Source organism: Massilia sp. BSC265 (genome assembly GCF_000740675.1).
Classification (GTDB): Bacteria; Pseudomonadota; Gammaproteobacteria; order Burkholderiales; family Burkholderiaceae_D; genus Telluria.
Genome location: NZ_JPXI01000040.1, coordinates 151,378 through 162,770 on the forward strand (window position 1 = coordinate 151,378; position 11,393 = coordinate 162,770).

Consider the following 11,393-nt stretch of genomic DNA (forward strand, 5'->3'; position numbering starts at 1 on the left):
CTGTCATAACCGGCAGCGCTGCTGCGTTGGCGCCTGCTTGCAGTGTTCGCACTGCGGCGCACTCGCCGCCTTGCATGCATCGGCAAGCCGCACCTGCGGTTCTGTTTGCCAAAACTCAGCTTTGTTTCTTGTCGAGTACAAAGAGAAAAGCCGCCTGCAAGCAGGCGGCTTTCGCTTGCAGCGGCCGGAGGATTACCAGCCGATGTCCTTGAACAGTTCCATCGTCAGGTCGACCGGCGCCGTCACCGAATGGGTCAGGTCCGCGCTGATGGACGGTTCCATCAGTTGGTTGCGGGTGGTCGTGGTGTTGTAGTGCGACACCGACGAACCCTGCTGGAACGGATTCGGCGTGAACATCGTGACGCGGCCCTGGGCATCGGCGCCCGAGAGCTGGGTCTTGGAACGTTCGAACTTGGCCACGGTGCCGTTCGCGTTGCCGTTCGGCTTGGTCAGGCTGGCCAGGATCTTGGCGCCATCGGCCTGGCTCACGCGCAGGGCCGGGATGGTGATCGACGGATCGGCACCACCGAGGCCGGTCACTGCGCCCGGTGCGTTGTCCGCCACGATCACGCCGATCGCGCCTGCGTCCTGGGCGTTCTTGACCTTGACGGTGAAGCCGCAGGTGCCGCGGCTGACCAGGGCGATCTTGCGGCGCACGGCTTCGGCGTTGGCAGCGTTGAACGGCGTGCATGCCGAGCCCGGGCTGTCAGGCTGCAGCGCCACCGCGGCGATCTGGCCGGTCAGCGGCGACTTGTCCAGCTTCGGACCGAAATCGGCTTCGCCGACCGCGTACAGGTCGCCGGCTGGCGAATCGGCGCCGACGCCGATCACACGCAGTTGCGCACTCGGGGTCAGGACCGACGGTGCTGCTGCGGTGACGCGGGCGCCGGTCCAGGACAGGCCGGCCGGCTTGAGCGCCGATGCCGCGCGCTCGGCATTGGTCATGTCGACCCACAGCTTGCCGGTCGTGTTATCGAGGAGGAAGGTATCCCAGACCGAAGCACGTCCGGCAAACGGAGCACCGGTCGCGCCGCTGGTGAAGGTCTGGAAGCCCAGGCCATGGCCCATTTCGTGCAGCAGGGTGGCGACGAAGTCGATGTTGTTGCCTTCGTTGGCATCCAGGCCCAGGTAGAACGCGCTGCCAGCCAGGCAGTTCGGCTTGCCGAGATTGGAGTTGAAGCGTGCCGTGATCTGGCCGCCCGGGGAGGTCGAGATCTCGCTGCCGTAGAGCTTGTTGGCCAGTGCGTACGAATACCAGACGTCGGTCTTCGGCGCGCCTTTGAAGTTGGCGAACACCTGGGTGGCGCCGGCGCTGCCCAGCACGGCGCTGGTCGCGGTGCAGGACAGCGGTTCGAAGGTCGCATTGATGACGATCGGGACGTCGCTGGTCAGGGTCTTGCCCCAGATGTTGGCCGCGTGCGTGAACGCGATCAGGCGTTGCTCGCCGATGGTGGTGCCGGTATTGCCGCCGACGGGCGTGGCCGGGGTCGTCTCATTGAAGCCGACGCCAGGCGCGTTCAGGTTGTTGATGACGATCTTTGCTGCTGCCTGGGCAGTGCCCATGCTGCCGCAGGCGAGGGCCAGGGCCGCGGCCACCAGAGTGAGGTTTGGACGCTTATTGAACTTCATTCTGGTGCTCCTTGGCGTGCTTGGACACTGGGGTGGACAGGGCGGAATGGGCGGCATACTCGCCGTGGGCGCACTCGGCCTCGAGCCTGCCATCGGCGGTGCGGCGCACCACGGTGTGCATCATCGACTCTTCATCGACGTGGGCGGCGAGGACGCCGTTCTCCTGCAGGCTGGCGACGCCGGCGACCGGGGCGCCGGATGCTGCGCGTGCGGCCTTCTGGGCTTCGCGCTCCGCTTTGCGAAGCGCGTTCAGTTGTTGTACCTCAGCGGCAGTCGCATTGCGAAGCTTGCCGGTGCGCTGGTCCTTGGCAACGGTCTGGCCTTCCTGCCCGGCGGCGAGCGCCGAACCGGCGAAGGCCAGCGCCGCGATGGCGACGGCGCTACGCAGCATGGATACACGGATTTGCATGTTGTGTTTTCTCTCAGAAAAATATACGTCAATCGGTACAACTTTTCTTTCCCCGTCTCTAGAGCCGGTTGTCAATAACTATAGCTTTGGAAATAACGAAATTGCAGAGTTTTATTAAAAATTTTATATCTTTGTTCGGTCGCATATGCATATAAAATTCGGTTTTCTCTCTCAACATGCCTGTGTAAAGACGGCGATCCCGCGCGTTGTTTTTTAGCGCAAAGCACAGTGGGCGAAGATGAGGTATTGACCTGCGCGCGAAGCCGAGCCAAGCGGGGGCCGAACAGGACTGGGGGGGAGGGAAGGCCGCCAGGCAAGGCAGCGGGAAGATTGCGGGAAGGAGAAGACGCCGGCGGAGCAGGCCGCCGGCGCCATGTTGAACCAGGTTCTTAACGTACGTCGAGCAGCTCGACGTCGAAGATCAGGTTGGCGTTCGGCGGGATCGGGCCGGCGCCGGAGCTGCCGTAGCCCAGGCTGGCCGGGATGATGAGGGTGCGCTTGCCGCCGACCTTCATGCCCTGCACGCCCGCGTCCCAGCCCGGGATGACCTGGCCGCCGCCGAGGTGGAAGCTGAACGGCTCGCGTCCGCTGGAAGAGTCGAACTGGGCGCCGCGCTTCGATTCCGTGTCGGGTGCGTACAGCCAGCCGGTATAGTGGACGACGACGGTGGCGCCATCGGTCGCTTCCTTGCCGGTGCCGACGACGGTATCGATCTTTTGCAGCGCGACGCTGTCGGCGGCTGCGGCAGGAGGCGTTTCGGCGCGCTTGCAGCCGGTGATGGCCAGCGCCAGGCTCACGCCAAGGATGCAGTGGGAGATCAGCTGTTTCAAGGTATTCTTTCGTAAAAGGGACAGGGGCGAGGCAGCGGCAGTATACATGGCGGCCGCGCCATGACAAACACTGTCCGGACCCGCAGGAGGAGGCATGCGCCCGACACAGGGACTGCGCGCCGTCGCCGCGCTCGAGGCGGCCAAGGGCATGGTGGTGCTGTCGACCGGCTGCGGCCTGTTCGCGCTGGTGCACCGGAACGTCCAGCATCTGGCCGAGCAGCTGGTGGCGCACGCGCACCTGAACCCCGCCTCCCGTACGCCTCGCGTGTTCATCGAGTTTGCAGGCCAACTGGACGACGCGCGCCTGTTGCAGCTTGCGGCGGCGGCCCTCGCTTATTCTGCCGTGCGCATGGTCGAGGCCTATGGCCTGTGGCATGGCCGCGCATGGGCGGAAGTCCTCGCGGCGGCGGGCGGCGCCGTCTACCTGCCGTTCGAGCTGGCCGAAATGGTCCGCCGTCCGGGCCTGTTGAGCGCCGGCCTGCTGGCCCTCAACCTGGGCATTGTCGCCTTCATGGTCTACAGCTTGAGGAGACGCCGGCCAGACGGCCATCCCGGCGATATGACCTAGGCATCCGTGCCGGCGGCACCGCCCGCTTGCGGGCGGTGCAATGGCGTGTGCGGGACCAGCGTCGCCGGGTGCTCAGATCGCGGCCAGCGCCCGGCGCAGGTCCTCGCGCTGGTCTTCCAGGTGCTCGATGCCGACCGACAGGCGGATCAGCCCGTCACCGATGCCGAGCTGGGCGCGCTGCTCGGCGGGGATGCTGGCGTGGGTCATCAGGGCCGGGTGCTCGATCAGGCTTTCGACGCCGCCCAGGCTCTCGGCCAGGGTGAACACTTGGCAGGCTTCCAGGAAGCGCCTGCTGCCTTCCAGGTCGGTGGCCAGGTCGATCGAGACGATGCCGCCGAAGCCGTTCATCTGGCGCCGCGCCAGCGCGTGCTGCGGGTGCGACTCCAGGCCCGGGTAGAACACCTTGCGTACCTTCGGCTCGCGCTCCAGCCACTGGGCCAGGGCCAGCGCGTTGGCGCTGCTGCGCTCCACGCGCAGGGCCAGGGTCTTGATCCCGCGCAGCACCAGGAAGCTGTCGAAGGGGCCCTGGATGGCGCCGACGGCGTTCTGGATGAAGCCGAGCTGCTCGGCCAGCGTCCCGTGATGCGCTTCCTTGCCCACCACCGCCACGCCGCCGATCACGTCGGAATGCCCGTTCATGTACTTGGTGGTCGAGTGCACCACGATGTCGAAGCCAAGTTCCAGCGGGCGCTGGACGATCGGACTGGCGAAAGTGTTGTCGCACACGGTGAGGATGCCGCGCGCACGGCACAGCTGCGCGATGGCGGCCAGGTCGGCCAGCTTGAGCATCGGGTTGGTCGGCGTCTCGACCCACACCAGTTTCGTTTCCGGCGTGAGCGTCCGTGCCAGCGCGTCCGGGTCGGTCAGGTCGGCATAAGTGAAGCCGTGGCCGGCGCTTTTCCGGCGCACACGCTCGAACAGGCGGAAGGTGCCGCCGTACATGTCGTCGCCCGCCACGATGTGCGAGTTCGCCGGCAGCAGTTCCAGCACCGCCGCAATGGCGGACAGGCCCGAGGCAAATGCGAAGGCCGCGCTGCCGCTTTCGATGTCGGCCACGCAGCGCTCCAGCGCCCAGCGGGTCGGGTTGTGCGAGCGGCCGTAGTCCAGGCCCTTGTGCACGCCCGGGCTCTCCTGGCGGAAGGTCGAGGTGGCGAAGATCGGCGGCATCACGGCGCCGGTGCTCGGCTCCGGCGCCTGGCCGCCGTGGATCACGCGTGTGGCGAGGTGTTTGATCGAGTCGGTCATGAAAGCGTCCTTCGGAGGTGGTTGAGCAGGTCGTAGCGCGTGATCAGGCCGTAGAAACGCTCGCCGTCATGGATCACGGCGGTCAGCCCGCGGTCGAGGATCTCGCGCAGGTGGCCCATGCCGGCCGTCGGCTGCAGGGTCTGGAGCGAGGAGGTCATGGTGCTGGAAACCGGCGCGCTGAAGTGGTTCGGTTCTGCGGTGACGTGCAGCAGCAGGTCCGATTCGTCGATCAGGCCGGCCAGCTTGCCATGGCTGTCGATGACCGGCAGTTGCTGCAGGTCGGCGTTGCGCATGCGGTTGAACGCGGTGAGCAGGGTATCGGTGGGCGCGACCGTGACCACTTCACCCTCGTCGTAGCGGCGCCCGATCAGGTCGCGCAGGTCGCCCGTCTTCGGGCGCGTGATCAGTCCCTGGTCGACCATCCAGCCGTCGCTGTACACCTTGCTCAGGTAGCGGGTGCCGGTGTCGCAGACAAAACTCACGACGCGCTTCGGGCGGGTCTGCTCGCGGCAGTAGCGCAGCGCGGCGGCCAGCAGGGTTCCGGTCGAGGAGCCGGCCAGGATGCCTTCCTGCTGCAGCAGCAGGCGCGCGGTATTGAAGCTTTCCTCGTCGGGGATGGTATAGGCCTTCTTCACGCGCGACAGGTCGGCGATGCCGGGAATGAAGTCTTCGCCGATGCCCTCGACCGCCCACGAGCCTGCATCGGTGCGCAGCACGCCGGTGTTGATATAGTCGGCCAGGATCGAACCCTGCGGGTCGGCCAGGACGAACTCGAGCAGGGGCTGCGTCTTCCTGAAGTAGCGCGACAGCCCGGTGAGGGTGCCCGAGGAACCGACCCCGACCACGATCGCGTCCAGCTTGTGGTTGACCTGGTCCCAGATCTCGGGGCCGGTGGTGGTTTCGTGGGCGCGCGGGTTGGCCGGATTGTTGAACTGGTCGGCGAACCAGGCGCCGGGGATTTCCTTCGCCAGGCGCGCCGCGTAGTCCTGGTAGTACTCGGGGTGGCCCTTGCCGACGTCGGAGCGCGTGAGGTGGATTTCGACGCCGAGCGCCTTCAGGTGCAGGATCTTCTCGGCCGCCATCTTGTCGGGGACGACCAGCACCACGCGGTAACCCTTGATGCGCGCCACCAGGGCCAGGCCCAGGCCGGTATTGCCGGCGGTGGCTTCGACCACGGTGCCGCCGGGCTCCAGGAATCCGTCGTGCTCGGCCTGCTCGATCATGGCGCGGCCGATGCGGTCCTTGATGGAGCCGCCGGGGTTCTGGGATTCGAGCTTCAGGAACAGCTGGCAGGGACCGGTGTCGATCCGGGTCACTTCGATCAGGGGGGTCTCACCGATCAGGGAAAACAGTGCAGCTTGCGACGCATGTTGCATAGTGCCTCCGTCAGGCCGGGCAGGACCCCGGCGTTGCGCCGCTTCATGGGCGGACGCTCGTCGAAGAGCTGGCGCTTGGGTGGTATCAACCGTGTATCGATGGGCGCCAGGCCATGTGAAAATGACATGGTACGGCGATAATCTAACATCGTGTTGATCTCGTAGGGTGGTCGGCGAAGCCGACACCTACGGATTCTTCAAGCGGCGCCACAAGGTCGTTCGGCTGATGCCCAGGTGCTTCGCCGCCGCGTCGCGCTGGCCGCCGAAGCGCGCCAGCACCTCGGCAATGCTTTCCGCATCGGCCTTGGGCGCGAGCAAGGCGAGCGTCTTGTCTTCACCCTTTGCTAGCTCAGGGGCAATCGACAACAGGAAACTCGGCGTCAGCGCCTGCAGCGGCTCGGCCGCCAGGAACAGCGCCAGCCGTTCCATCAGGTTGCGCAATTCGCGTACGTTGCCCGGCCAGCCGTAGGATTCGAGCAGGGATGCGCAGGCCGTGATTTCCGCATGCAGGTTCGGATGCGGTTTGGCGCCCAGCGCTGCCAGCGCATGCTTGAGCGACCATTCGCCAAGGGGCACGATGTCGGCGACCCGTTCCCGCAGCGCGGGCAGGGCCAGGCGCAGCACCGCCAGCCGGTAGAACAGGTCGGCACGGAAGCGCCCCTCGCGCACCCGTGCTTCCAGGTCGCAGTGGGTGGCGCTGATCACGCGCACCTCGATCGGCACCGGCCGCGTGCCGCCCACGCGCATCACTTCGCGCTCTTCCAGCACGCGCAGCAAGCGCGTCTGCAGGGCCAGGGGCATCTCGCCGATCTCGTCGAGAAAGAGGGTGCCGCCGTTGGCCGCCTCGAACAGGCCGGCGTGGCCGCCGCGCCGCGCTCCCGTGAAGGCGCCTTCCTCGTGGCCGAACAGTTCCGATTCCAGCAGCGATTCCGCGATCGCGCCGCAGTTCACCGCCACGAAGGGGCGGTTGGCGGCGCGCGCCGGACCTTCGCGGTGGATGGCCTGCGCCACCAGTTCCTTGCCGCTGCCGGTCTCGCCCTGGATCAGGACGGTTGCCGGGGAGCGGGCGTACAGCACCACGGTCTGGCGCAGGCGCTCCATCGCGCCAGACTCGCCGCGCAGGTCGTGCAGGCCGCGCCGCGCGCGGCGCGTGTCCGCGTTTGCAACACGCCGCCCGCGGTTCGCCTCCAGATGGGTCAGGCGCGCCATCTCGAGCGCGTCGTCGAAAGCCTGGCGGATCGAGGCGGCCGAGTACAGGAACACGCCGGTCAGGCCCGCTTCCTCGGCCAGGTCGGTGATCAAGCCCGCGCCGACGATCACCTCGATGCCCGACGCTTTCAGTGCATTGATGCTAGCGCGCGCATCTTCCTCGGTCACGTAGGTATACTGTGCAATCGCGATGCCGAAAGTGTCGGCGAACTCGGCCAGCTCGCGCAGGGGTTCCTGGTAGGTAATGACCCCGATGCGGTTCGACACACGGCGGGCGCGCGCCAACGCCTGCATCACGTCGAAGCCGCTGGCCTTCGCCACCACGACCGGGACCGAGATCCTGCCCTTGAGGTAGGCGGCGTTCGAGCCTGCGGCGATCACGACGTCGCAGCGCTCGGTTGCGAGGCGCGCGCGCAGCGCGCGCGCGGCTTCGTCGAAGCCGAGGTGGACCGGTTCGATCGTCGCGAGATGGTCGTACTCGAGGGTAATGTCGCGGAACAGGTCGGACAGGCGGGATACCGACACGGTCCAAATGACCGGCTTGTCGCCGCCGTCCACCGGGCTGCGGGTGGATGGACTCATGTTGCAAGTGTAGCCGATTCCATGTGCCATGTTTCAGCCTGCAACGTCTGCCGCTGTCAGTATCGCGTAAGGGTGTGTAAGACTACGGTAAGGGCGCGCCCGTAGGATGGTCCCAGTCCTGAATACCAGGCATCACCAGAATAGATAACCGGAGACACAAGTGGATCAAGACGTCGTACAGCGGGTCAAGGCAGACCCCAACTATCGCAAGCTGGTCACGAAGCGTTCGCGTTTCGGCTGGATTCTTACCTGGAGCATGATGGTCGTGTACTACGGCTTCACCTTGCTCTGCGCCTTCAACAAGGAGTTCATGGGCAGCCGCATCGGCGACGGTGTGATGACCTGGGGGATTCCATTGGGCCTGTTCGTCATCGTGTTCACCATCCTGGTGACCGCCATCTATGTACGCCGTGCCAACGGCGAGTACGACGAGCTGACCGAGGCCATCAAGGCCAACGCTGGCGGCGGCAAGAAGGTGGCAGCATGAAGCGCCTCTACCGCACCTCGACCGCATCGGCGCTGCTGGCCGCCAGCAGCGCTGCATTGGCCGCGCCCGACCTCGGCCAGGCCACCCAGCAGGCTACCAACTGGACCGCGATCGGCATGTTCGCGATCTTCGTGGTGGCGACCCTGTTCATCACCAAGTGGGCCGCCGGCAGGACCCGCTCGGCATCCGACTTCTACACCGCCGGCGGCGGCATTTCCGGCTTCCAGAACGGCCTGGCGATCGCGGGCGACTTCATGTCGGCCGCCTCCTTCCTGGGCATCTCGGCCGCCGTGTTCCTGAACGGCTTCGACGGCCTGATCTACGCGATCGGCTTCCTGGTCGGCTGGCCGGTCATCACCTTCCTGATGGCCGAGCGCCTGCGCAACCTGGGCCGCTACACCTTCGCCGACGTCGCCGCCTACCGCTTCCACCAGAAGCCGATCCGCGTGTTCGCGGCCTCCGGCACCCTGGTCGTGGTGGCCTTCTACCTGATCGCGCAGATGGTCGGCGCCGGCCAGCTGATCAAGCTGCTGTTCGGCCTGGAGTACTGGATCGCCGTGGTGATCGTCGGCGCGCTGATGATGGTCTACGTGCTGTTCGGCGGCATGACCGCCACCACCTGGGTGCAGATCATCAAGGCCGTGCTGCTGCTGTCGGGCGCCTCGTACATGGCCTTCGCGGTGCTGGCGCAGTACGACTTCAGCCCTGAGAAACTGTTTGCCACCGCCACCGAAGTGCATGCCAGCGGCGAATCCATCATGGGGCCGGGCACCTTCCTGACCGATCCGATCTCGGCCATCTCCTTCGGCATGGCATTGATGTTCGGCACCGCCGGCCTGCCGCACATCCTGATGCGCTTCTTCACCGTCCCGAGCGCGAAAGAAGCGCGCAAGTCGGTGCTGTGGGCCACCACCTGGATCGGCTACTTCTACATCCTCACCTTCATCATCGGCTTCGGCGCGATCGTGCTTGTCGGTACCAACCCGGCCTTCAAGGACGCGGCCGGCAAGCTCCTCGGCGGCAACAACATGGCGGCGGTGCACCTGGCCCAGGCCGTGGGCGGCGACATCTTCCTGGGCTTTATCTCGGCGGTGGCCTTCGCGACCATCCTGGCGGTGGTGGCGGGCCTGACCCTGTCGGGCGCATCGGCGGTGTCGCACGACCTGTACGCCACCGTGTTCAAGGCGGGCAAGGCGGACAGCGCCAGCGAGCTGAAGGTCTCCAGGATCACCACCCTGGCGCTGGGCGTCATCGCCGTGCTGCTCGGTATCGCCTTCGAAAAGCAGAACGTCGCCTTCATGGTGTCGCTGGCCTTCGCGATCGCCGCCTCGGCCAACTTCCCGGTGCTGTTCATGTCGGTGCTGTGGAAGGATTGCACCACCCGCGGCGCCACCGTCGGCGGCTTCCTGGGCCTGGCCACTGCGGTCGTGCTGACCGTGGTGTCGAAGTCGGTATGGGTCGACGTGCTCGGCAATGCCACGGCGATCTTCCCCTACACCTCGCCGGCGATCTTCTCGATGGCGGTCGGCTTCATCGGCATCTGGCTCTTCTCGGTGACCGACAAGAGCCCGCGCGCCGCGATCGACAAGGCCGGCTTCGAGGCGCAGGAAGTGCGTTCGGAAACCGGTATCGGCGCTGCCGCCGCATCCGCCCACTGAGCGGCCCGCTGAGCCAACCGCTGTTCAGGTAAAACCCCGCTGCGGCGGGGTTTAATGAGATGGTCACCCTCCACCCTACAAGTTACTAAGCTTGTAGGGTGTTTTCATTTTTGGACGGAGGCCATCATGCAAGACGTCGCTCTCATCGGCATCGATCTCGGCAAGCACGGCTTTCACGTGCACGGACAGGATCGGCACGGCAAGGCGGTGTTGCGCAGGAAGTTCGACCGCAAGCACCTGATCACGTTTCTCGCCAACTTCCAGCCTTGCACGATCGTGATGGAAGCCTGTGCCGGCGCCCACTGGATGGCGCGGCAGCTGTCGGCACTTGGCCACGAGGCCAAACTCATTTCCCCTCAGTTTGTCCGGCCCTTCGTCAAGGGCAACAAGAACGACTTCATCGATGCAGAAGCGATCTGCGAAGCGGCCAGCCGGCCATCAATGCGTTTTGTCACGCCCAAGACTGAAGCCCAGCAATGCCTGTCGGCCCTGCACCGAACGCGCGAGTCGCTGATGCGCGACCGGGTCAAGGCAATCAACCAGATCCACGCCTTTCTGCTCGAGTTTGGAATCGGCCTGCCCAAAGGCCCGGCAATCATACGGCGCCTGCCTTCCGTACTGGCAGAGCACGCTCTGCCAGTACGGCTGGTCAGCCTGATCGAGAGACTGCGTGCCCACATCAAGTATCTCGACGAGCAGCTCGACGAGCTCGAAAAGGAGCTGGGCAGGCAACTGCAGGAAGACGACCTTGGACAGCGCCTGATGGCGATTCCTGGCGTCGGACCGATTACTGCGAGCGCCTTGTCGGCCGAGATGGGCGACGGCAAGCAATATGGCTGCGGACGCGATTTCGCCGCCTCGCTTGGCCTGGTGCCCCAGCAGCACAGTACTGGTGGGAGAGCGAATCTGCTGGGCATTAGCAAACGTGGCGACAAGAATATCCGACGCCTGCTGGTGCAATGCGCGCGATCCTACATGCGCGGTTTGGACCGGCATACCGACCGCCTGGCGCAGTGGGCCCGCTCCATGCTGGAGCGACGACACTCCAACGTCGTGGCGTGCGCACTGGCGTACAAGCTGGCCCGCACGGCCTGGGCCATGGCCGCACACCATACCGAATACAAAATGCAAGAGGCCGTCACATCGCTGTGACGGCCTCCCGAGCTTGCTGTACCTAACCACCTACTTGGTTTTGCGACGCTGATACTGGATGACGTGAACGGCACACCGGCCTGATGGATAACCTGGCAAAAAAATCGGCTCATCAAGCCGCGGGTTTTTTTAGGACCATCAGGCGCGAACTCTCATCGTGGCGCGGAGCAAGTCTCCAGCATGACGCCGGATAGATTTGAGCAAGCCAACTACATCATACAAATCAGCTTGCAAAAAGGAGGGTGACC

At 65.4% G+C, this 11,393-nt stretch carries 10 protein-coding genes; 4 read left to right on the top strand and 6 right to left on the bottom strand.

Going from position 1 to position 11,393, the window contains the following annotated elements:
- Positions 1–192: 192 nt before the first annotated feature.
- From MA09_RS25555 to MA09_RS20915, 3 genes are all read right to left on the bottom strand, one after another.
- Positions 193–1,629, bottom strand: coding sequence for a PA domain-containing protein (locus MA09_RS25555; RefSeq protein WP_036252750.1), 1,437 nt, complete (start codon positions 1,627–1,629; stop codon positions 193–195).
- Positions 1,616–2,038 carry a post-PEP-CTERM-1 domain-containing protein gene (locus tag MA09_RS20910; protein ID WP_152594745.1) on the bottom strand — a complete coding sequence of 141 codons (423 nt, stop codon included), beginning with the start codon at positions 2,036–2,038 and terminating at the stop codon, positions 1,616–1,618. Before MA09_RS20910 ends, MA09_RS25555 begins: the two co-directional genes overlap by 14 nt.
- A gap of 389 nt (positions 2,039–2,427) precedes the next feature.
- Entirely contained in the window at positions 2,428–2,868 is a 441-nt protein-coding gene (locus tag MA09_RS20915) for an FKBP-type peptidyl-prolyl cis-trans isomerase (RefSeq protein WP_036252754.1), read from the bottom strand.
- 94 nt (positions 2,869–2,962) lie between these two features.
- Between MA09_RS20915 and MA09_RS20920 the strand changes: the two genes are divergently transcribed.
- Positions 2,963–3,436 carry a DUF2127 domain-containing protein gene (locus MA09_RS20920; RefSeq protein ID WP_036252756.1) on the top strand — a complete coding sequence of 158 codons (474 nt, stop codon included), beginning with the start codon at positions 2,963–2,965 and terminating at the stop codon, positions 3,434–3,436.
- 72 nt (positions 3,437–3,508) lie between these two features.
- Here MA09_RS20920 and MA09_RS20925 read toward each other — a convergent pair whose 3' ends face one another.
- The 3 genes from MA09_RS20925 to prpR form a co-directional block, all read right to left on the bottom strand.
- Positions 3,509–4,681 carry a PLP-dependent aspartate aminotransferase family protein gene (locus MA09_RS20925; RefSeq protein ID WP_036252758.1) on the bottom strand — a complete coding sequence of 391 codons (1,173 nt, stop codon included), beginning with the start codon at positions 4,679–4,681 and terminating at the stop codon, positions 3,509–3,511.
- Entirely contained in the window at positions 4,678–6,057 is a 1,380-nt protein-coding gene (locus MA09_RS20930; RefSeq protein WP_036252759.1) for a cystathionine beta-synthase, read from the bottom strand. Before MA09_RS20930 ends, MA09_RS20925 begins: the two co-directional genes overlap by 4 nt.
- Before the next feature lie 186 nt (positions 6,058–6,243).
- A complete protein-coding gene (gene prpR, locus MA09_RS20935) occupies positions 6,244–7,848 on the bottom strand; it encodes a propionate catabolism operon regulatory protein PrpR (RefSeq protein ID WP_036252761.1) in 1,605 nt (534 codons plus the stop codon).
- 160 nt (positions 7,849–8,008) lie between these two features.
- Between prpR and MA09_RS20940 the strand changes: the two genes are divergently transcribed.
- The 3 genes from MA09_RS20940 (at position 8,009) to MA09_RS20950 (ending at position 11,145) form a co-directional block, all read left to right on the top strand.
- Positions 8,009–8,335 carry a DUF485 domain-containing protein gene (locus tag MA09_RS20940; RefSeq protein ID WP_036252763.1) on the top strand — a complete coding sequence of 109 codons (327 nt, stop codon included), beginning with the start codon at positions 8,009–8,011 and terminating at the stop codon, positions 8,333–8,335.
- Positions 8,332–9,993: a cation acetate symporter gene (locus MA09_RS20945; RefSeq protein ID WP_036252765.1), complete on the top strand. Its 1,662-nt coding sequence runs from the start codon at positions 8,332–8,334 to the stop codon at positions 9,991–9,993. The genes MA09_RS20940 and MA09_RS20945 overlap by 4 nt, the downstream gene beginning before the upstream one ends.
- Positions 9,994–10,119: 126 nt before the next feature.
- The gene (locus MA09_RS20950) at positions 10,120–11,145 is read left to right on the top strand and encodes an IS110-like element ISMass1 family transposase (protein WP_036245303.1); all 1,026 of its coding nucleotides are present in this window, start codon (positions 10,120–10,122) and stop codon (positions 11,143–11,145) included.
- Positions 11,146–11,393: the final 248 nt, after the last annotated feature.